Raw genomic sequence first — 19,850 nt, 5'->3', positions numbered from 1 at the left:
TAAAAACAACACAGCGGGTGTTAAATTTCGCAAAAACATTAAATAGTCATCACCAATTCTAAATAAAAATTGCAAAAAACTGACTTTCTTCATTACTTATGAATTTTCCAACTTTTCTTGGTTTTCATTAAACGCACTTTGCCATCTTTTGAGACATATCCGCCTTTTACCACATCTAGAACCGTATTTTCTGGCAAATCAGACGAAAACACTTCAATCTGTTGTTTATCTTCTGAAAGAATGCCATAAACCGCTTGGGTTTTATTCGCAGGATCGTCTAGCTTAATATCCGCCACATTAAACACTTGTACACAGGCTTTTTTCAAATAAGAATAAGACTGTCTCGCACTTGGTAAGCAACCGTGAGCATCTGTTTGACCGCCCACAATTGGCATTTCAGCTTGTGGTTGCGCATTGCTACAAGCGGTCAAAATCATCGCTGAAGTTGCAAGAGCTAACGTTTTTTTATCACTTTAGAAAATCTCTTTTAATTTGGATTCATCTAAAACAACATCGCCATTTGGTAATAACAACGCAGGAATGCCTAAATAGCCATTTGCTTTCGAGTTATCAAATTCTGCATTGCTATCGCGTAAACGAATAAATTGTTTGAGATTAGGCAATGAAGTCATAATTTCTACTTCATCGTAATCCACGCCTAAGCGATCCAACTCAGCGACAAATGGCGCGGTATCTGGGCATGTTTCTGCATAAAAAAGAATGGGTTTGCTCATTTTTCTCTCCTAAAGTGCGGTTAAATTTCACCGCACTTTTCACTTCAATAAAGTTAGCTCTTGCGTAATGGTTTCATCGGCTTTTGGAAATAGCCGTGTGTTCAACTTAATTGTCTCAGCAATGTAGAGACAATTTCTTCACTATAGATAACTTACTTTTGCGTTTGTAATTTTTAACCCAACTTGACAAGGTAATACGCAATGTGAAAATCCACATTATTCTTGGCTATCGCTTTCACGGTAATTAGAGTGATGCTAATTTCATCCGTGAAGGATTCGGATAAATTAATTGATTTAGTTGTTGAACCTGTAAATAAGAATATACGTTTATATTCAGCTAAATTTAATCCATCCAAATTATTTAGATTTTCATAATCTATAAAAGCATACTTCATACTTCTTCCTTAATTTTAGTGAGTTTAAAAGTTAAGAAAGGAATTGGAACTTTCTGAAGTTTTTTGACCGCTTGTTATTTGTTCATTTCAGCCAAAGCGGTCGGATTTGGTGTCGGTTCTGCAATTTTGGTTAATTGATTAAATAATTACGCCCTAAACCCATTCAATCGGTTAGTCGCCTTCATAATGCCGTCTTTAAATAGTACTTCCACACAGCGACTTGCTTCATCTACGGCAGAGTTTATTTTTTCTTGGTCTTGTGGAGCAGGTTTACCAAGCACATAACCCGCCACCAAATCTTTATGACCTGGGTGACCAATTCCGATGCGTACACGGTAGAAATTATTGCTGTTGCCGAGGCTTGCAATAATATCTTTCAAGCCATTATGACCGCCGTGTCCACCGCCTTGTTTGATTTTCGCTACACCAGGGGGAAGATCTAACTCATCGTGAGCAACCAAAATTTCTTCAGGTTTAATACGATAAAAATTCGTTAATGCACCCACGGCTTTTCCACTTAAATTCATAAAAGTAGTGGGTACAAGCAAACGAACTTCGCCCTGTGCAGTATTGATTTTTGCTACTTTGCCAAAGTATTTTGCTTCCTCTTTGAGCGAAGCGTTATACATTCTGGCAAGTTCATTCACAAGCCATTCGCCCGCATTGTGGCGAGTGCCTTCATATTTTGCACCTGGGTTGGCAAGTCCAACAATCAATTTAATTTGCGACATAATTTTGGCTTCTATTGGCTGTTAAATAAAAGGCGATATTGTAGGCAATTTGGGTAGATTTCTCAAGGTAAAAAGCAAGCGGTGAGATCTACAAAATCTTTTACAAATTCTACCGCTTGAAATTATGGTTTATCCACTAATACACTAATGGATGTTTGTTCAACAGGCTCTGTTTGGGGCTCTGCTTTTGGATCTTTGCCATATTTGTTGGTAAAACGTTGTCCATCCATAAATAACAAAACACCGAGATAGATAGCGTACATCAATAATGCGAGAGGCACTATAAGACCTGGAATGATGCTCGGATTTGCTTCATTGATATCTATAATGATAAAAGATAAGAATACTATAATTGGCAAACCTAAATAAACTGCAAGTTGCCACCAGCCCGAGAAGCCTAAATCGTGCAGGCGACGAGCCGAAAGGCTAAAATGGGCGAGCGTTGTTACCAAGCTAAAAAGAGAATAAGCAAGTCCAAAAATCAAAGTGCCTGCATTGGTAATTATGCTGATTGCTTCAGATTGGTAGGTTGCCGCTAAAAGATTTCCACCTAAATCGAATACTACTGCAGGAACAATAATAAGAGCTAAGCTGATTAAAAATGAAATCAAGTTAAACCAACCAAATTCTGCCCGACGTGCTCGCCCGCGATAGGTAAATGTTTTTTTGAGTGCTTGGATAAACCAGTTCATATATTTTCCTGAAAATGTGGTGTTATTTATCAATCTTACTTCTCATCAACTCAATCACATCCATAATTGCCTGCGTAGGTGCTGGAAGTTGATGCATTACCCAGCGGAAAAGCTCTGGGTCAGGATAAGTCAACATCTCTGCAAAGGTTTGTTGTTCAGCTTCTGTAAGGCTATCAAAATGATTTTGGTAGAACGGCATAATCATTTTATCTAATTCACGCATCCCGCGACGACACGCCCATTCCAGTTTAAAGCGGTTAATTTCTGCCATTATTTTACTCCTTCCGATCTACTGCACTTCGTTGATACGTAATTCTTTTGGTACTTCAAAGAACATATTTTCTTCTAAGCCTTCAAGCGTTTCAACCTCACCAGCGCCAAGATCTTTTAAGTGTGAAATCACCGATTGTACCAACACCTCAGGTGCTGATGCCCCTGCTGTAATGCCGATGGTTTGCACGCCTTCTAACCAACCTGGATTGATATCTTCAGGTCCATCAATTAGCTGCGATTTTACACCCATACGGCTTGCAAGTTCTGCCAAGCGGTTGGAATTAGATGAATTTTTGGAACCAATCACGAGTACCAATTGCGACTGTTTTGCCAACTCTCGTACCGCTTGCTGGCGATTGGTTGTCGCATAACAAATATCATTTTTACGTGGGCCTTGAATGGCTGGATATTTCTCTTTCAACGCTTCAATCACCCCACTGGTGTCATCAATCGACAGCGTGGTTTGAGTCATAAAAGTGAGTTCATCTTGGTTGGAAACAGGCAAGTTAGCAATATCTTCGACCGATTCCACCAAATAAATTCCGCCCTCTTCGTTATCATACTGCCCCATTGTGCCCAACACTTCAGGGTGCCCTTCGTGCCCGATTAAAATTGCTTTTGTTCCTTTACGGCTCGCACGAGCTACTTGCATATGCACTTTGGTAACAAGCGGGCAAGTGGCATCAAACACTTTCAATCCACGGCGTTTTGCTTCTTGGCGAACTGCTTGAGAAACGCCGTGGGCAGAGAAAATCACAATTGCGTCATCAGGCACTTCGTCCAGCTCTTCCACAAAAATTGCCCCTTTTGCTTTCAAACCGTCCACCACAAAGCGGTTATGTACTACTTCGTGACGCACGTAAATTGGTGCTCCGTGAATTTCAAGGGCAAGTTCAACAATCGAAATTGCACGATCAACACCTGCACAAAACCCTCGTGGGTTGGCTAATAAAATCTTCATTTAATCACTCTTTTTCTTCTTGTTTTCAAAAAATGCGGCTAGCACCAACAAGCCCGCGCCGATCGAAATCGCAATATCTGCCACGTTGAAAGTTGCAAAATGGTAGCCATCCCAATTCCAATAAAAATCAAAAAAATCAACTACATAGCCTTGGCAAACATTTAAGCGGTTGTAAGGTTCATCAGGCGTAAAACCAAGCAAGCTACACTTATCCACAGCACGATCAATCGCATTGCCTAGCGCCCCACCAATAATCAACGAATACGCAACATTTTCCCATTTTTTAACCGCTTGTATCTCTTTATTACGATAGAGCATCACGGTTAAAGCCGCGGAAATTACAACCGCTAAGCTTAAGAAAAAGTACGTTTGCCAACCATCATGATCCGCTAAAAAGCTAAATGCTGCCCCGTAGTTGCGAGCGTAAGTCAGATTAAAAATCGGCAATACGTTCACGCTTTCATAAAAACGGAAATGGGTTACCACCACATATTTCGACCACAAATCACCCACAATCACCGCCAAGCTCAGCCATAGCCAAACTAATCCTGTTTTATGCTTCATCCTTTATAGTGCCTCTTCATTCTCTTCACCCGTACGAATGCGGATTGCACGTTCCACCTCATAGACAAAAATTTTACCGTCGCCAATTTTGCCCGTTTGAGCTACATCCATAATCGCCTCAATGCATCCATCGACTTGTTCATCAAGTACAATCACTTCCACTTTTACTTTTGGCAAGAAATCAATCGCATATTCTGCACCACGATAAAGTTCAGTATGCCCTTTTTGTCTGCCAAAACCTTTCACTTCGGTAACTGTCATCCCTGTAATACCTGCATCAGTCAAGGCTTCGCGCACATCATCCAATTTAAACGGCTTAATAATCGCCTCAATTTTTTTCATCTTTTGCCCTTTTCGGTTATAAATGGGCGTATTGTAGCAAAATTTTGGCGGATCTTTGATATAAATCATTTCGCTACCTACTTCTGATTATAGTATTCCTTGATGACAGGGGTAAAATTCCGACTAATTTAGTTGGTTATTATTTTATAATGAGAGGATTACCTATGTCTTTTGAAATTACTGCTTTTAACACCCGTCCTTTAGGCGAAATCATTGATTACATTCTGCCCAATTTCCACCAAAAACACCGCTCAGAACTTCCTCTATTAATCGAATTAGCAGAAAAAGTAGAAAATCGCCACGCAGATCACCCCGCTTGTCCGAAAGGCTTGGCGGAAGTACTTCGTAAGGTGTATGACGATTTGAGTATGCATATGATGAAAGAAGAACAAGTGTTGTTCCCGCTTATTCAATCAGGTCGTGGAGCAATGGCAGCAGCACCAATTTCAGTGATGGAAGCCGAACACGCAGAAGCACATAACGACTTGGCTGAGATTATTGCTCTCACGCACGAATTTACCCCTCCAGAAGGTGCTTGCACTAGCTGGCAAAATCTATACAACGGCTTAAGAACTTTCTCAACCGATTTAACTAACCACACCGAATTGGAAAATGAAGTGTTATTTGTCAAAGCATTGCGAGGAGATGCGGCTTAAATTTCCTTTATCTTCCCTTGTTGCGAAGACAAGCGAAACTAGCATATGAGATAATCTATAATTTGCTGGAATGGATAGTTTTAAGAATAAGCTATTATTTGGTATAGGATAAAAAGTATCCCTGCCTAAATAATAGCTTTCGTTCTGTCTATTCTACGCAATCCCTTTGTGTCTTAACAGTGCATCAAGGGTTGGTTTACGTCCACGGAAACGTTCGAATAACACCATTGGCTCTTCGGAACCGCCACGGGTTAAGATGCAATCTAAGAAGGCTTGCCCTGTTTGGCGGTTGAAAATGCCTTCTTCTTCAAATTTTGAGAATGCATCTGCCGACAACACTTCTGCCCATAAGTAGCTGTAATAACCTGCTGCATAACCGCCTGCGAAAATATGGCTAAAGCTGTGCGGGGTACGCACCCATTCAGGTGTTTTTACAACAGCGACATCTTTTTTGACCGCTTGTAAGGTCTCTAACACCAAGCCTTCACGCGGCTGAGCTAAGTGTAAGCGGAAGTCGAATAAACCGAATTCTAACTGACGCAGAACAAACATTGCTGCTTGGAAATTTTTCGCTTTCAGTAACTGCGTGAGTTTCTCTTTCGGCAACGGTTCGCCCGTTTCATAATGCCCTGAAATAAACTGTAAGGCTTCTTCTTCCCAGCACCAATTTTCTAAGAATTGGCTTGGCAATTCCACCGCATCCCACGGCACACCGTTGATGCCCGCCACGTCGCCTACATCAATTTGGGTCAGCATATGGTGAATACCGTGTCCGAATTCATGGAAGAGCGTAGTCACTTCATCGTGGGTGAACAACGCAGGTTTGTCGCCGATTGGCTTGTTGAAGTTACAGGTTAAATACGCCACGGGCTTTTGTAATGAACCATCTGCTAAGCGTTTTTGATTGATACAGTCATCCATCCACGCCCCGCCACGTTTATTTTCACGAGCGTATAAGTCTAAGTAGAACGAGCCGCGCTCTTCGCCTTTTTCGTCATAAATTTGGAAGAAACGCACATCTTCGTGCCAGGTGTCAATGCCAAATTTCTCTTCAATACGTAAGCCAAAAATGCGTTTCATAAGCTCAAATAAGCCTGAAAGTACGCGATCTTCTGGGAAATACGGACGAAGTTCTTCGTCGTTGATAGCATACAACGCTTGTTTTTGTTTCTCACTATAGAAAGCAATATCCCAAGGTTCTAGGGTTTCCACACCGTAGTTTTCTCTAACAAATTTTTTCAATTCGCAAATTTCGTTTTTGCCTTGCTCTTTTGAACGTTTTGCAAGATCTTCCAAGAAATTGACCACTTGTTGCGGGTTTTCCGCCATTTTGGTCGCTAATGAAAGATGAGCATAGGTTTCAAAACCAAGCAATTGTGCCATTTCAAGACGAAGTTTTAATTTCTCCTCAATGTTCGCTGAGTTGTCCCATTTGCCTGCATTTGAACCTTGATCGGAAGCACGGGTGGCGTACTCTTTGTAGAGCATTTCGCGCAATTCGCGGTTTTCACAATAGACTAACACAGGGTAATAGCTTGGGAATTCAAGGGTGAAACGATAGCCCTCTTTACCTTTGCTTTGGGCAGATAATTTTGCCGCTTCTAATGCTGATTCTGGCAAACCTTTAAGCTGTGCCTCGTCTGTCACAACAATATCCCAACCCATTGTTGCATCTAACACGTTATTACTAAATTGTGAGCCGAGCTCTGATAAGCGTGCAGAAACTTCGCCGTAGCGTTTTTGTTTGTCGGCTGGCAATGAAATGCCAGAAAGCTCAAAATCACGCAGGCTATTTTCGACTGCTTTTTTCTGTGCCACAGAATAGGTCGCAAATTCTGGAGACTTTTTGAGCTTCACATAACTTTGATACAAACCTTGGTGTTGCCCTGCCCAAGTGCTGTAATCGGATAATAACGGCAAGCAGGCTTGATAGGCTTCGCGTAATTCAGGCGAGTTCTTCACGCCATTTAAATGCCCGATGGGTGACCACGCACGGTTAAATTTATCACCCGCCATCACTTGTGGCAGATAGAAATTTTCCCAGGTTGGATTGTCGATTTGTGAAACGCGTTCAATAGTTTCACGGCATTCTTTAATCACAGCTTCTACCGCAGGTTGGATATGTTCAGGTTTAATTTGCGAGAATGGCGGCAAGCCTGTGTAGTTGAGTAATGGATTTGACATGGTTATTCCTTATATTTAACTTCCCTCCCTCCGCGAACGGAGAGAGCAAACATTTTTTATTATTCAAAAACTACCATCTGATGATCTTTAAACCGTTGGTAAATTTCTGCCAATTTCTGACCGCTTGGGAGCACCAAATCTGGTGAAAGATCATACATCGGCACGATCACAAATTCGCGGTTTTGCATTTCAATATGTGGCACGGTTAAACGCTCATTTTGGATCTGTTCATCACTATATAAAATGAGATCTAAATCTAGCGTGCGTTCGCCCCAGCGACGAAGTCTCACACGCCCTTGCGAATTCTCTATATGTTGTAGCTTGTCTAATAATTCAAGAGCGGTCAGATTTGTCTCGAATTTTGCGACCGCATTTACATAATCAGGCTGATCTTGCGGGCCAACAGGTTTTGAGCCGTAAAATGGGCTGACTTCAAAGTTAATTGCAAATGCTTGTAACGATTGCACCGCTTGTTTTATCTGATTAAGCGGATCATTGAGGTTTGAACCTAAGGCAACATAAACGGTTTTCATTAGGCATTTACCTCCGCTTTTTTATTCGCAGGTTTTTTACGACGAAATGTTTTGCGGCGGCGTTTTTTCTTGATCTCTTCGTTAGCAAAATTTGGCAGTTTTTTCACCGCTTGCAACATTTCATCACGTTGTTTATCGTTACTGAATTGGAACTCGTGCCACCAAGCAGAGAGTTCGACCAGATCGCCACCTTCGGTTTCGGCACGCATCACGAGTAAATCAAAACCTGCACGGAATTTTTGTACTTCCAAGGTTTGTAGGGCACGCTTAGCTGTGCGTTTAGTCATTTGGAATTGTAACGCCCAAATCTCGCGGATAATGCCCGTGTGACGGCGATGCAATGCCACGGCTTTGCAGCTTTCGTCTAAAATTTCATTTGCAGCAAGCATCATTGAATCGTGCGTATTCAAACCGCCTTCGTTTTTCAACTCATCAATTTTTTCACGCAGCGGATACCAGAATAACGCTGCAAATAAAAATGCAGGGTTCACCGGTAATTTATCGCGAATGCGGTCATCGGTAGACATCAAGGCTCGCTTGATCATTCGCTCCGCATTTGAGTCTTGATGCTCAGTGAAAAACGGCGTGAGCACAGGGAAAAGTTGCTCAAATAAATGATACTCACGCAACAATTCGTACGTTTTAAAACCCGCTCCCGATTGCAAGAGTTTTAACGACTCATCAAAGAGACGTGCGGCAGGAATGTTGCCTAACAACGGTGCAAGGGTTTTAAGTGGTGCTTCGGTCTCTTTGTCCAAGAACATATCCAATTTCGCCATAAAGCGAATTGCACGTAACATTCGCACAGGATCTTCTTGATAACGTTGTGTTGGATCACCTAATAAACGCAATTTACCTGCACGCAGATCTTCAATCCCGTTGAAGAAATCGTAAATTAAATTGTGGCGAGGATCGTAATAGAACGCATTGACGGAGAAATCTCGACGCCCAGCATCTTCAAACAACGTGCCGTAAACGTTATCTCGCAACAGCATTCCTTCATCACTGACTTTAGAGATTTTATCGTTAGTGTAATTTTCATGACCCGCACGGAAAGTGGCAACTTCAAAAATTTCGCGACCATACATAATATGTGCTAAGCGGAAACGGCGTCCCACTAAGCGACATTGACGCCCAAAAATTTTCTGCACCTCTTCAGGGCAAGCATTGGTTGAAATATCAAAATCTTTTGGTTTTTTACCGAGCAATAAATCGCGAACGCAACCGCCTACAATGTAGGCCTCATGGCCTGCACGGTGTAATTTTTCAACAATAGCTAACGCATTTTTCGGGAAATCTTTCGGGCTAATACCATATTGCCCTGCGTGGGTGGTATGTTTTTTATGCAAAATATGGGAGGGTACGCCATCTTGGGCTTTTTTACCTTTGAATGTCGCTCGTTCTATTCGTTTTAGCTCAACAGCAGAACGCGTTGGGCGATTATCAATTTTTTTCTCTGCATAAATAATGACTTCTTCTGCTGATTTTTTTGCTTTTTTAGGACGAGAAAAAAATGATTTAATGTAATTAAAAATAATTCACCTCGTTTAAATTAGGCTAAAAGTAATAACGGAGAATGCGACCATTCTCCGTTGTTTATCTTATAAACCAAGTTGTTTTTCACGGATTTCAGCAAGGGTTTTACAGTCAATACATAAATCTGCAGTTGGGCGAGCTTCAAGGCGTTTTAAGCCAATTTCTATGCCACAAGTTTCACAATAGCCGTAATCATCATCAGAAATTTTATGTAAAGTTTGTTCAATTTTTTTTAATAATTTACGCTCACGATCACGGTTGCGTAATTCTAAATTGAACTCTTCTTCCTGAGTTGCACGGTCTGCAGGGTCTGCGAAGTTAGTCACATCTTCCTGCATTTGGTTTTTCGTGCGAGCGGCTTCATCCATGATTTGAGAATGCCACGCTTTCAGAATTTTAGTGAAGTGCTCTTTTTGAGCATCATTCATATATTCTTCATTCTTTTTCAGTTCGTAAGGTTTTACCCCTGCGAGAGATAATAAACCTAAAGACGTGGTATTGCCCACTGCCATATTACACTCCTGTTAGTTAAGTTACCCCTAGTCCTACCTTAAAAGGAGCAAAAAAGGGGTAGAAAAAAGTATAGGGATTTTTAAGGACGCTATAGATAACAGAAGTTAATACGTTTGGCAAATCTTTTTGCAAAAAAACAGCATTCCTTTCTGTTTTTATTAGTTCTCTCTACTTAAGGTAAAATTGCCCTCTCCCATAAGGGGAAAGGGGGAATGTGTATTACTTACTAACCGCTTTTTGCCAATTTGCCAACCACTGACGAACTAAATCTGCATTAGGCTGTAGTGTTTCCAATACTTTAATTTTCGGCAAAGACGTTAAAAGCGGATCAATCTCACCTGCCACAACAGGCTTCATGATATTCGATTTCGCAATAATTTTTTGCGATTCAGGCTCGTGTAAGAAACGTAAGAATTGCTGAGCAAGCGGTTTTTGTTGGCTGCTTTTTAAAATGGCAGCAAGCTCGACTTGCATCAAATGTCCTTCTTCAAAAATTGCTGCTACATTTTTATTATCATTTTCATACCATTGATGATAAAGCGGTGAAGTAGTGTAACTCAATACCATATCTGCTTCGCCTTTTAAATAGGCACCATAAGTTTCAGACCAGCCTTTACCAACAGTTACTGTGTGTTTTGCTAAGCTTTCCCACCATTTGCTCATCTCGCCTTCTGAAGCAAGCACTTGATTTGCCCATACAAGTAATCCACGCCCTACCGTGCTAGTGCGCGGGTCTTGGTAAATAATGCGTAAATCTTGACGCTCAAAGAGCTCTTTTAACGATTTCGGCGGATTTGTTAATTTCTCTTTATTATAAATGAATGCATATTCGCTGTAATCGTATGGGTAAAAAATGTGGCTTTGCCAAGTGATCGGTAATGCAGTATCTTGTAGGGTTAATTCATTTGCAGCAAACAACCCGCTTTTTTCTGCTTCAGCTTGAGTAAAATTATCGATGCCAACCACAACATCAGCTTTGGTTTTTTTACCTTCTAAACGAACACGATTCAACATTGTTACACCATTATCAAATGGTAAAAAACGCAGATCGCAGTGACACACTTTTTCAAAATTGGCTTCTAATTGCGAAGCAGGGCCATATTTTGAAGCGAACGAATCATAAGTGTAAACATTGAGTACAGGTTTTTCAGTAGCAAAAGCAGAAGTAGCAACGGCTAAACCAATGACAGATAAAGTCAAAGATACAGTTTTCATAATGTTTCCTTTGTTTAAATTTTAAATCAAAGGATTTAAGTCGATCACTCGTCTCAAATCCCTACGCTGAAATTATTCAGTTCAGGTTCTACGGATTGGCTTACACCTCTCAGCATAGATTGTTAATCCTTGCACTCCGATGAGAACAGCACGAATTCTATGCAAAAAAAAAGAGAAATTCAACCGCTTGCAATCGTTTGCTTTTTACTAACAACATTGCTATACTACACTCCTAGTTTTAAACGTAGAAACTAGAAATGAATCTTCATATATTAACTCCTTATACATTGTTTGTTCAGCTACGCATCGTTCTTCGAGGCGTAGCTGTTTTTTTATTCATTTTTCCTTAATTTGATCGAATCGCTTTTTCACAAGCGATTTTTTTTCGCCCAAAATTTACATAAAGGATAGCAAACATGAGCCAATTAATTCGCACATTGAAAGGTCATATTCGTGATGAAATCATTAAAAAAGGTGGCTGGGTAAATGCACACGCTCACGCTGACCGTGCATTCACCATGACCCCAGAAAAAATTACCATCTACCAAAATGCTAATCTACAGCAAAAATGGGACTTAGTGGATGAAGTAAAACGTCAATCCACCGTAGACGACTATTACCGCCGTTTCTCGCAAGCCATTGAGCTGATGATTTCTCAAGGGGTAACCGCATTCGGTACTTTCGTAGATATTGATGGCGTATGTGAAGATCGTGCGATTATTGCCGCTCACAAAGCACGCGAAGTATATAAAAGCGATATCATTTTGAAATTCGCTAACCAAACGTTAAAAGGTGTCATTGAGCCAACCGCAAAAAAATGGTTTGATATTGGCTCAGAAATGGTGGATATGATTGGTGGTTTACCTTATCGTGATGAGTTGGATTATGGCAAAGGTTTAGAAGCGATGGATATTTTGATGGATAAAGCCAAATCACTCGGCAAAATGCTGCACGTACACGTGGATCAATTCAACACACCAAAAGAGAAAGAGACCGAACAACTTTGCGATAAAGCGATTGAACACGGTATGCAAGGTCGTGTAGTGGCAATTCACGGGATTTCTATCGGTGCACATCCTAAAGAATATCGCAAAATGCTCTATCAAAAAATGCGTGATAGTCAAATGATGGTCATTGCTTGCCCAATGGCGTGGATTGATAGCGGTCGTAAAGAAGACTTACAACCGTTCCACAACGCTTTAACCCCAGCCGACGAGCTAATCCCTGAAGGCATTACCGTGGCAATTGGTACAGATAACATCTGTGACTATATGGTACCGCTCTGTGAGGGCGATATGTGGCAAGAATTAAGTCTCCTTTCTGCAGGCTGCCGCTTTACCAACCTTGAAGAGATGTCGAATATCGCCTCAATTAACGGACGTAAGGTGTTGGGGTTACTTTAATCGTCCATTCAAAAAATGGGTTTGCGATAATGCAAACCCATATCTATATTTAGGTAAGTTTAAAGACGCTACAAAATTCTCATTATTCAGCCCAAGCTTCTGGGGTTAATTTTTTCCCAAAATGACTTTCAATTAGCCGTTCTGTAATTGTATGTTCGGGATTTAGAAGAATCTCTTTAGTTGTTCCATATTCTAGAACCTCGCCTTGGTGTATAACTAATAATTTGTCGCTAATATGTTTAATTAAGCCAAGATGTTGTCCAATATAGATAAATGAGAGAGCAAGTCGTTGTTGCAATTCAAGCATCAGATTAATCATCTGTGTTTTCACTGAAAAATCAAGAGAGCTGGATGTGTCATCAATAATTAAAATTTCAGGTTCCAAAATTAGGGCTCTTGCAAGAGCGACACGCTGTTTTTGACTGTTAGAAGCTAGTGAGATAGGAGTAAGTACGTGATCTTTATAAAGTCCAACTAGTTTTAATGTTTGAAAGATGCGTTCGTTACGAGCTTCTTCAGAGAGTTGAGTTGCTGTTCTAAGTGGCGTATCTAAAATTTGTCCAATATTATGGTTAGGATCAAAAGCATCGTTAGGATCTTGAAAGACCATTCGAATGTGCTTGGCTCTAAAGCTATAGTCGCCAAATTCAAGCGGTTTATTTCTAAATAAAATTTGCCCAGAAGTTGGCTTCATTTGCCCAATAATCATTTTGGCTAATGTAGATTTCCCAGAGCCATTTTCACCAATAATAGCCAGAGTTTCACGTCGATTAAGTGTAAAAGAGACATTTTTTACAGCATAGAAATTGTGTTTATGAAAAAGGCTAGTACGTTCAATAAAGTGTTTGCTTAGGTGCTGGATGTCTAAAAGAGCCATAAGAGATCCAATAGTTGAAATATAAATGCTTGCTATCAATAATAAAATCAATTATTTATGATAGCAAGCATCCTATTTTATGATATGGATTATTTTTAGAAATTAGTCAACCAATTTGGTTCCATAGAGATAAGTGTAACCAAATGGACTTTGTTTGTAATCTTGCACACGTTTGCTAGTTGGGGCAAAGTTAATCGAATGAGCCACATTAATCCACGGTGCTTGCTCATTTAAAAGTACCTGTGCTTGTTCGTAAAGTTTGGTACGTTCGCCTTTGTCCGATAAACCAATCGCTTTATCTAATAAAGCATCTAACTCTGGGCTATTAAAACGTGCGTAGTTGCTATTGCCGATGTTTGATGAACCAAATAACGGCGATAAGAAGTTATCAGGATCGCCATTATCACCAGACCAGCCGTAAGTTCCCGCAGTTACTTCGCCTGCTTTGGTACGTTTGATGTAGTCGCCCCATTCATAAGTCACTAATTTCGCTTTTACACCAATTTTTTCCCAGTCCGCTTGAATAATTTCTGACATACGGCGTGGATTCGGGTTAGATGCACGCACCACTGGCTGTACCCAAAGTTCGGTTTCAAAACCATTCGGATAACCCGCTTCAGCTAAAAGTTGTTTCGCTTTTTCGATATTTTGCTCAGACTCTGGCAAACTTGCGTTATAGCCCCAAATTGTCGGTGGTAGTGGACTTTTCGCAGCCACGCCCGCACCTTGATAAACCACATCAATAATCGCTTTTTTATCGACTGCAAGGTTCAAGGCTTGACGCACTTTTACATTATCAAACGGGGCTTTTTCCGTGTTAAATGCCACGTAAGCAATATTTAAACCAGGGTTAGAAAGCAGATTCACTTTCGGATCGGTTTTCATTTTTTCGATGTCGGTCGCATTCGGGAAATCCATTAAATCGCACTGTCCTGCTTGCAATTTCGCATAACGCGTGGTCGCATCTGGCACGATTTCAAAGATCAAGCGGTCGAAATCTGCTTTGCCATTCCAATAATCTTTAAATGCGACATAGCGGCTTGCTTGATCTAATACATAACCTGTAAAGGCAAACGGACCTGTGCCGATTGGCGTGGTATCTACAGTTTCAGGTTTGCCAGCTTTCAACATTGCATCCGCGTATTCAGCTGAATAGATGGAGGTAAAATCCATTCCTAAGCTTGAAAGGAAGGTTGCATCTGGCTTATTCAGCGTAAATTTCACCGTGTTGTCGTCTACTTTTTCAACTGCTTTTAAAAGCGTTGGGAATTTCATCGCTTTGAAGTATGGATAAGTCGCTTTCGACACATTGTGGTATGGATGATTCGGATCTAACTGACGGTTAAACGAGAAAACCACATCATCAGCAGTAAAATCACGACTTGGCGTAAATTCTTTATTTGAGTGGAATTTCACGCCTTTACGTAAATGGAAAGTATAAGTTAAGCTATCTTCTGAAATCTCCCAACTTTCTGCTAAAGCAGGCTCGATTTCGGTTGAACCGCGTTTAAATTCAACTAAGCGATTGTAAACTTGTTGTGAGCTAGCATTGTAAGAGATGCCATCTATCGCTAATGCCGGGCTGAAATATTGTGGCGAACGGCTCACGCAGTTCACAAATGTTTTTTCTGCAGCAGGCTTCGCGGTGGTTTTATTTTCGTTTTTATCATCACAAGCCGCAAGTGCAAAGGCGGCTACTAAAGCGGTGGAAATGGCGGTTAATTTGGTAAATTTCATAAAGACCTCAAAACAGATGAGTGAAAATTGAAGAGAGAGTACCTGTAATTTTAAGATGAGTAAAGAATGATTTGATCGTTTTTATAACGAAAAAGTATAAAAGAGCTAAAGAATTTTGTTATCTTCTTCATATTTTTCACATTTTTTCATTCTTCTAGGAACGTTCCCGTCCACTTCAAACCACAAAAGCGAATAATCTGCATAGTTTATTTTTTATATCAAACAAAATGTTTCTCTTATGGGAAAACAAAAAATTGATCCGTAAAATGTGGATAAGCTGATTATGGCGATTGGCGGGGCGTGAGAACATTGCAACCGTAACTCATAGTATTAGCCATTTATATAGAAGTTCCTACTGAGAAATTAACAAAACCAACTCTTGTTTTTCTTCCGTACTTAAACCTGAAGTTCGCTCTTTGGCGATCAACATCTCTACTCGTTTTTCGACCAATTTATCGTAGAGAAAACCGAGGGTTTCGATAAACTCTTTTTCTAGGTTTTCTGAGGCGACCATATGATCCCAACTCGCTAGCAATTCAAGCGTGCGGAATTGTTCGCTATCTCGCCAATGTTCTAGCAAAGCCCCCATTGAAATGCCGATATTAGCTTGGCAAACTTGGGCTAATTCACAGAATAAGGCAAAGCCAGGTTCGTTCAATTCGCTTAGCGGTGTGAGGTCTGGCACGTGTTTTGCCAACTCTGGATTTTGCAATAATAAAGCAATCAACAAGCGCATTGGGGTGCGTTTGATTTGGTTTGCTTGTGGTTTAGAGACCTCTTTTTGCTGGCGATTTGGCAACATTGCTTCGAGCTGAGCGGGGTCTAAAATGCCTAATTTTTGCCCTAAGATATTGCGAAGGTAAACCCGCAACATTTCGCCTGGAATGCGATTAATAAGCGGAATGGCAAGCGAGGCAAGTTTAGATTTTCCTTCTGGGCTAGATAAATCAACTTGCATCAGTAGGCTATCAAACAGAAAATCGCTCAATGATTTGGAATGTTCCGCCAAATATTGTTCAAAACCCTCTTTGCCTTGGCTTCGTACGAAAGTATCGGGGTCTTCGCCATCTGGCAAAAAGATAAATTTGAGCTGACGACCATCATACAAATATGGTAAGGCATTTTCAAAAGCACGCCAAGCTGCATCACGCCCTGCACGGTCACCATCGTAGCAACAGACAATCTGCTCTGTTACACGGAACATCTGTTGGATTTGTTCACCTGTAGTTGCCGTGCCGAGTGAGGCAACCGCATTCAATACACCAAATTGAGCGAGTGCCACCACGTCCATATAGCCTTCCACCACAAACAAATATTCAGGATTTTCATTAGCTTGTAGAGCTTGGTATAAGCCGTAAAGTTCGTTACCTTTGTGGTAAGTGGCAGATTCGGGTGAGTTGAGGTATTTCGGGCGTTCATCACCCATTACACGCCCGCCAAAGGCAATCACGCGACCACGTTTATCCCGAATTGGAAACATCACGCGATTGCGAAACTTATCATAAATTCGACCGCTTTCATTTTCAGAAACCATCCCTGTGTCGCGTAATTTTTGGGTTTCCTCAGGATTCACACCAAAGCGTTTGAGCACAGCATCATAGCTATTTGGTGCAAAGCCAAGTTCAAATTTAGCGACAATTTCGGACGATAAGCCACGACCTTGCAAGTAACTTTGGCTTGGAATATCGTGTTGTAAATTGTGTTGATAGAAGCGAGTAATTTCTTCAAGTAAACCGTAAAGATCGCGTTTCGTTTTATAACTAATAGGGCGAAAGTTGCCTGATTGACGTACATTCTCTCGAGGGACTTCTAGCCCTTGCATTGCAGCCAGTTCTTCAATTGCTTCAGGAAATTCGAGCTTGTCATACTCCATCAAAAAGCTAATCACATTGCCGTGTGCCCCACAGCCGAAGCAGTGATAGAACTGTTTGGATTGGCTGACGGAAAAAGAAGGTGTTTTTTCGTGATGAAATGGGCAACAGGCTTGATAATCTCGCCCTGCTTTTTTGAGCTTAACACGTTGATTGATTAGATCGACAATATCAGTGCGAGCAATGAGATCATCAATAAACGAACGTGGAATAGTGCCTTTCATTGGTCCTCCATTGCTAAAAGAGTGGAATAAATAAACTAAAACCGTGATTCCTTGCGGTTTCACGGTTTCAGTAAAGATTCAGTGCTTAAAAAGCGAATGAATTAGTATAAACGAGTGTTACGTGCGTTTTCACGAGCATTACGTTTAGCGTGACGTTTTGCTAAAGACGCTTTCTCACGTTTACGAATTGTTGTTGGTTTTTCGTAGAATTCACGAGCACGAACTTCTGCTAATAAACCTGCTTTTTCGCAAGAGCGTTTGAAACGACGTAATGCAACGTCAAATGATTCATTTTCACGAACTTTAATTACTGGCATATGCCATCACCTCAGAAAAATATGATTAAATTAAACCGCACACATTTTTGGCGGCATAGAACTAAAAAAGGTATCCAATTTTAACGCAGGTTAGCAAGGAAGTAAAGAGATGATTTAGGTTCTTTGTAGGTTATCTGTTATACAAAATTTGCACTAAGTTAGTTCTCGTTAAACATTGATTTCATCAAGCGGTGCAAAAACATTCTACTTTTGCATTTTGATTTCGGGTAAAATGCGTTTGATTTTTCATTTAAGGAATTTTTATGTTGATTCGTTCAAACTTTATTCAGACTAAACACTTTACTCTGATGCTTAATTTACTTGTTGCTTTATTTTTTGTCACTGTTTTAGTGCTCAAAAAAGGTTATAGCTATGTACCAATGGTATTAGGTGGCATTAGTGTGATTTATGCTCTTGTATATTTCTTTAAATTTAAACAAAAATGGCAATTAGCAAAAGTAGATAAATGGCTTATTTTTGCTTTTTTATTCTATTTCATTACTTTTATGCTTTCTATTATTATCAACAAAGACAGCTTTAGAGAAATAGATAATCCAAGCCGGATTTTATTATTTATTCCATTGTTACTTTTATTTAGCCAATTCCCTATTAAAATAAAAACGATTTTATATTCGGTTCCAGTAGGTGCAATGATTACTGGCTTGGTTGCGTTATTTCAGAAGTTTCAGCTAGGCTATGATAAGCCATTTCCTGAGATTATGCATATTCAAGCTGGCAATATTGCGATTTCACTTGCAATATATAGCCTTGTGATTGCTATTTATTTTACGGTGAAGAAAGAATATAAATCTGCATTATTTAGTTTTATTGGTGTGATGTTAGCAATGAGCACTAGTGCGTTATCTGGTGCACGCGGTGGTTGGGTGGGGTTGCCCATTGTTTTACTAACGATTTTGTTTCTTTATCGCCAATACATTAGCAAAAAATTAATTTTCTCATTGATTGCGGTTATTGCTATTGGAATCACAACCCTAATCTCTAATCCTAAATTTGGCATTGAGCAGCGTTATAATGATGCTAAATATGATATTTCACAATATATAGAAAATAATAATAAATTGACCTCATTAGGTGCTCGCTTTGATATGTGGGCAAATGCATTGATTGCGATTAAACAAGCACCTTTATTTGGTCATGGTAGCAAAGGATATGAGTTATTTAAATATCAGCAAATTAATACTAAGCAAATGGAAAAAACGACATTGCAATTTAATAGTTTACATAATCAATACTTAGAATCTTGGGTAAAACGAGGTTTCATTGGTTTTATTGGCTTAATATTGGTTACTTTAATTCCATTATTTTATTTCATTCGTAGCTTAAAAGAACAGAATTTAGAAATAAAATGTATCGCAATTTTAGGTATTATTCACGTTTTATCGCACCTCTTTTATTTTACTAGCCAATCATTCTTGGCACATAATTCAGGTTCAATATTTTATTTCTTTATTTGCACTGTGTTTTATAGTTTGATAAGAAAGCAAAATGCATAAATAATAATCCGCACGTTTAATGTGCGGATTATTACTTTTTTCTATAATTGCTGATATATTCTGTTAATTCAGAGGGATTATACGCCCAACCACTTAGCTGCCTTGGTTTTGATTTCGTGAATGAGTGCTGGATTATCTCGTAGTTTTTCGCCATAAGAAGGGACAAGCTGTTTCAACTTCGCTTGTAACTCAGGTTGTTTTTCCACAAAGCATTTTGAGAACACACTTAACATTGCATCAACGGAAGTGGACGCACCTGGCGATGCCCCAAGCAATGCCGCCACGCTTTTATCTTCAGAAGTAATCACTTCTGTACCAAAACAGAGTGAACCGCGTTCGTTAGGTAAATCCTTGATGATCTGCACGCGTTGCCCCGCGATAATCACATCCCAATCTTCGCTTTTCGCCTCTGGATAGAACTCTCGCAAGTCTGCCATTCGTTGTTCCTTGCTTAGCAAAGCTTGCTTAATCAGATAGTATAAAAATGAAGATTGTTGTATTAGACGGGTATACTTTAAATCCGGGAGATATTTCCTGGGAAGAACTGGAAAAGATGGGGCAGCTGACTGTCTATGACC

General features: G+C 40.1%; 22 protein-coding genes. 3 read left to right on the top strand and 19 right to left on the bottom strand.

The window, feature by feature from the left end; genetic code table 11:
• Positions 1 to 92 precede the first annotated feature (92 nt).
• From KH943_RS04570 to KH943_RS04530, 9 genes are all read right to left on the bottom strand, one after another.
• The gene (locus tag KH943_RS04570) at positions 93 to 437 is read right to left on the bottom strand and encodes a hypothetical protein (RefSeq protein ID WP_304108229.1); all 345 of its coding nucleotides are present in this window, start codon (positions 435 to 437) and stop codon (positions 93 to 95) included.
• A gap of 36 nt (positions 438 to 473) precedes the next feature.
• Positions 474 to 734, bottom strand: a complete 261-nt coding sequence (locus tag KH943_RS04565) for a hypothetical protein (RefSeq protein WP_005707074.1) — start codon at positions 732 to 734, stop codon at positions 474 to 476.
• Positions 735 to 907: 173 nt separating this feature from the next.
• Complete coding sequence (locus KH943_RS04560; RefSeq protein ID WP_304108222.1) at positions 908 to 1,129, bottom strand: PIN domain-containing protein; 222 nt, start codon at positions 1,127 to 1,129, stop codon at positions 908 to 910.
• Positions 1,130 to 1,275: 146 nt separating this feature from the next.
• Complete coding sequence (gene pth, locus KH943_RS04555; protein ID WP_304108220.1) at positions 1,276 to 1,860, bottom strand: aminoacyl-tRNA hydrolase; 585 nt, start codon at positions 1,858 to 1,860, stop codon at positions 1,276 to 1,278.
• Between the two features lie 122 nt (positions 1,861 to 1,982).
• Complete coding sequence (locus tag KH943_RS04550; protein WP_304108218.1) at positions 1,983 to 2,552, bottom strand: DUF805 domain-containing protein; 570 nt, start codon at positions 2,550 to 2,552, stop codon at positions 1,983 to 1,985.
• A gap of 22 nt (positions 2,553 to 2,574) precedes the next feature.
• The gene (locus tag KH943_RS04545; RefSeq protein WP_304108216.1) at positions 2,575 to 2,823 is read right to left on the bottom strand and encodes a succinate dehydrogenase assembly factor 2; all 249 of its coding nucleotides are present in this window, start codon (positions 2,821 to 2,823) and stop codon (positions 2,575 to 2,577) included.
• An 18-nt stretch (positions 2,824 to 2,841) separates the two neighbouring features.
• A complete protein-coding gene (gene ispH, locus KH943_RS04540) occupies positions 2,842 to 3,786 on the bottom strand; it encodes a 4-hydroxy-3-methylbut-2-enyl diphosphate reductase (RefSeq protein ID WP_304108214.1) in 945 nt (314 codons plus the stop codon).
• Positions 3,787 to 4,350, bottom strand: a complete 564-nt coding sequence (gene lspA / locus KH943_RS04535) for a signal peptidase II (protein ID WP_304108212.1) — start codon at positions 4,348 to 4,350, stop codon at positions 3,787 to 3,789. It abuts the gene before it with no gap.
• 3 nt (positions 4,351 to 4,353) lie between these two features.
• Positions 4,354 to 4,692 carry a P-II family nitrogen regulator gene (locus KH943_RS04530; RefSeq protein ID WP_304108210.1) on the bottom strand — a complete coding sequence of 113 codons (339 nt, stop codon included), beginning with the start codon at positions 4,690 to 4,692 and terminating at the stop codon, positions 4,354 to 4,356.
• Positions 4,693 to 4,856: 164 nt separating this feature from the next.
• On the opposite strand from KH943_RS04530, the gene KH943_RS04525 reads away from it, so the two are divergent.
• The gene (locus KH943_RS04525) at positions 4,857 to 5,348 is read left to right on the top strand and encodes a hemerythrin domain-containing protein (protein WP_304108208.1); all 492 of its coding nucleotides are present in this window, start codon (positions 4,857 to 4,859) and stop codon (positions 5,346 to 5,348) included.
• A 153-nt stretch (positions 5,349 to 5,501) separates the two neighbouring features.
• Here KH943_RS04525 and prlC read toward each other — a convergent pair whose 3' ends face one another.
• The 5 genes from prlC to thiB form a co-directional block, all read right to left on the bottom strand.
• Positions 5,502 to 7,532 carry an oligopeptidase A gene (gene prlC, locus KH943_RS04520; RefSeq protein ID WP_304108206.1) on the bottom strand — a complete coding sequence of 677 codons (2,031 nt, stop codon included), beginning with the start codon at positions 7,530 to 7,532 and terminating at the stop codon, positions 5,502 to 5,504.
• 59 nt (positions 7,533 to 7,591) lie between these two features.
• Positions 7,592 to 8,065, bottom strand: a complete 474-nt coding sequence (gene folK / locus KH943_RS04515) for a 2-amino-4-hydroxy-6-hydroxymethyldihydropteridine diphosphokinase (protein ID WP_304108205.1) — start codon at positions 8,063 to 8,065, stop codon at positions 7,592 to 7,594.
• A complete protein-coding gene (gene pcnB / locus KH943_RS04510) occupies positions 8,065 to 9,603 on the bottom strand; it encodes a polynucleotide adenylyltransferase PcnB (RefSeq protein WP_438359819.1) in 1,539 nt (512 codons plus the stop codon). The genes folK and pcnB overlap by 1 nt, the downstream gene beginning before the upstream one ends.
• A gap of 63 nt (positions 9,604 to 9,666) precedes the next feature.
• On the bottom strand, positions 9,667 to 10,113 hold the full coding sequence (gene dksA, locus KH943_RS04505) for an RNA polymerase-binding protein DksA (RefSeq protein ID WP_304108203.1): 447 nt from the start codon (positions 10,111 to 10,113) through the stop codon (positions 9,667 to 9,669).
• A 220-nt stretch (positions 10,114 to 10,333) separates the two neighbouring features.
• On the bottom strand, positions 10,334 to 11,329 hold the full coding sequence (thiB, locus tag KH943_RS04500; RefSeq protein ID WP_304108201.1) for a thiamine ABC transporter substrate binding subunit: 996 nt from the start codon (positions 11,327 to 11,329) through the stop codon (positions 10,334 to 10,336).
• A gap of 416 nt (positions 11,330 to 11,745) precedes the next feature.
• On the opposite strand from thiB, the gene KH943_RS04495 reads away from it, so the two are divergent.
• Positions 11,746 to 12,732, top strand: a complete 987-nt coding sequence (locus KH943_RS04495; RefSeq protein ID WP_005821970.1) for an amidohydrolase family protein — start codon at positions 11,746 to 11,748, stop codon at positions 12,730 to 12,732.
• Between the two features lie 82 nt (positions 12,733 to 12,814).
• On the opposite strand, the gene KH943_RS04490 is transcribed toward KH943_RS04495, so the two are convergent.
• The 4 genes from KH943_RS04490 to rpsU form a co-directional block, all read right to left on the bottom strand.
• Entirely contained in the window at positions 12,815 to 13,609 is a 795-nt protein-coding gene (locus tag KH943_RS04490) for a peptide ABC transporter ATP-binding protein (RefSeq protein ID WP_304108198.1), read from the bottom strand.
• A 102-nt stretch (positions 13,610 to 13,711) separates the two neighbouring features.
• On the bottom strand, positions 13,712 to 15,346 hold the full coding sequence (locus KH943_RS04485; RefSeq protein ID WP_304108196.1) for an ABC transporter substrate-binding protein: 1,635 nt from the start codon (positions 15,344 to 15,346) through the stop codon (positions 13,712 to 13,714).
• A gap of 352 nt (positions 15,347 to 15,698) precedes the next feature.
• Positions 15,699 to 17,441, bottom strand: coding sequence for a DNA primase (gene dnaG / locus KH943_RS04480; RefSeq protein WP_304108193.1), 1,743 nt, complete (start codon positions 17,439 to 17,441; stop codon positions 15,699 to 15,701).
• A gap of 101 nt (positions 17,442 to 17,542) precedes the next feature.
• Positions 17,543 to 17,758, bottom strand: a complete 216-nt coding sequence (rpsU, locus tag KH943_RS04475) for a 30S ribosomal protein S21 (protein ID WP_005598703.1) — start codon at positions 17,756 to 17,758, stop codon at positions 17,543 to 17,545.
• Positions 17,759 to 18,021: 263 nt separating this feature from the next.
• On the opposite strand from rpsU, the gene KH943_RS04470 reads away from it, so the two are divergent.
• The gene (locus KH943_RS04470; protein WP_304108180.1) at positions 18,022 to 19,272 is read left to right on the top strand and encodes an O-antigen ligase family protein; all 1,251 of its coding nucleotides are present in this window, start codon (positions 18,022 to 18,024) and stop codon (positions 19,270 to 19,272) included.
• Positions 19,273 to 19,349: 77 nt separating this feature from the next.
• Here the strand turns inward: KH943_RS04470 and KH943_RS04465 are convergent, their stop codons facing one another.
• The gene (locus KH943_RS04465; RefSeq protein ID WP_304108231.1) at positions 19,350 to 19,772 is read right to left on the bottom strand and encodes a malate:quinone oxidoreductase; all 423 of its coding nucleotides are present in this window, start codon (positions 19,770 to 19,772) and stop codon (positions 19,350 to 19,352) included.
• Positions 19,773 to 19,850 lie beyond the last annotated feature (78 nt).

The sequence above is a fragment of the Haemophilus parahaemolyticus genome (genome assembly GCF_018373095.1).
In the GTDB taxonomy this organism is placed as follows: Bacteria; Pseudomonadota; Gammaproteobacteria; order Enterobacterales; family Pasteurellaceae; genus Haemophilus_A; species Haemophilus_A parahaemolyticus_A.
Note: the sequence above shows the minus strand (reverse complement) of the source record. Positions and strands in the feature narration are given on the sequence as shown.

Bases quoted from the DNA above. Each gene is read 5' to 3' on its own strand.
- lspA (WP_304108212.1), bottom strand. From the start codon at position 4,350: ATGAAGCATAAAACAGGATTAGTTTGGCTATGGCTGAGCTTGGCGGTG.
- prlC (WP_304108206.1), bottom strand. From the start codon at position 7,532: ATGTCAAATCCATTACTCAACTACACAGGCTTGCCGCCATTCTCGCAA.
- KH943_RS04470 (WP_304108180.1), top strand. From the start codon at position 18,022: ATGTTGATTCGTTCAAACTTTATTCAGACTAAACACTTTACTCTGATG.
- pth (WP_304108220.1), bottom strand. From the start codon at position 1,860: ATGTCGCAAATTAAATTGATTGTTGGACTTGCCAACCCAGGTGCAAAA.
- dnaG (WP_304108193.1), bottom strand. From the start codon at position 17,441: ATGAAAGGCACTATTCCACGTTCGTTTATTGATGATCTCATTGCTCGC.
- KH943_RS04485 (WP_304108196.1), bottom strand. From the start codon at position 15,346: ATGAAATTTACCAAATTAACCGCCATTTCCACCGCTTTAGTAGCCGCC.
- KH943_RS04570 (WP_304108229.1), bottom strand. From the start codon at position 437: ATGATTTTGACCGCTTGTAGCAATGCGCAACCACAAGCTGAAATGCCA.
- KH943_RS04495 (WP_005821970.1), top strand. From the start codon at position 11,746: ATGAGCCAATTAATTCGCACATTGAAAGGTCATATTCGTGATGAAATC.
- ispH (WP_304108214.1), bottom strand. From the start codon at position 3,786: ATGAAGATTTTATTAGCCAACCCACGAGGGTTTTGTGCAGGTGTTGAT.
- KH943_RS04530 (WP_304108210.1), bottom strand. From the start codon at position 4,692: ATGAAAAAAATTGAGGCGATTATTAAGCCGTTTAAATTGGATGATGTG.
- KH943_RS04560 (WP_304108222.1), bottom strand. From the start codon at position 1,129: ATGAAGTATGCTTTTATAGATTATGAAAATCTAAATAATTTGGATGGA.
- dksA (WP_304108203.1), bottom strand. From the start codon at position 10,113: ATGGCAGTGGGCAATACCACGTCTTTAGGTTTATTATCTCTCGCAGGG.
- thiB (WP_304108201.1), bottom strand. From the start codon at position 11,329: ATGAAAACTGTATCTTTGACTTTATCTGTCATTGGTTTAGCCGTTGCT.
- KH943_RS04525 (WP_304108208.1), top strand. From the start codon at position 4,857: ATGTCTTTTGAAATTACTGCTTTTAACACCCGTCCTTTAGGCGAAATC.
- KH943_RS04565 (WP_005707074.1), bottom strand. From the start codon at position 734: ATGAGCAAACCCATTCTTTTTTATGCAGAAACATGCCCAGATACCGCG.
- KH943_RS04545 (WP_304108216.1), bottom strand. From the start codon at position 2,823: ATGGCAGAAATTAACCGCTTTAAACTGGAATGGGCGTGTCGTCGCGGG.
- KH943_RS04490 (WP_304108198.1), bottom strand. From the start codon at position 13,609: ATGGCTCTTTTAGACATCCAGCACCTAAGCAAACACTTTATTGAACGT.
- rpsU (WP_005598703.1), bottom strand. From the start codon at position 17,758: ATGCCAGTAATTAAAGTTCGTGAAAATGAATCATTTGACGTTGCATTA.
- folK (WP_304108205.1), bottom strand. From the start codon at position 8,065: ATGAAAACCGTTTATGTTGCCTTAGGTTCAAACCTCAATGATCCGCTT.
- KH943_RS04550 (WP_304108218.1), bottom strand. From the start codon at position 2,552: ATGAACTGGTTTATCCAAGCACTCAAAAAAACATTTACCTATCGCGGG.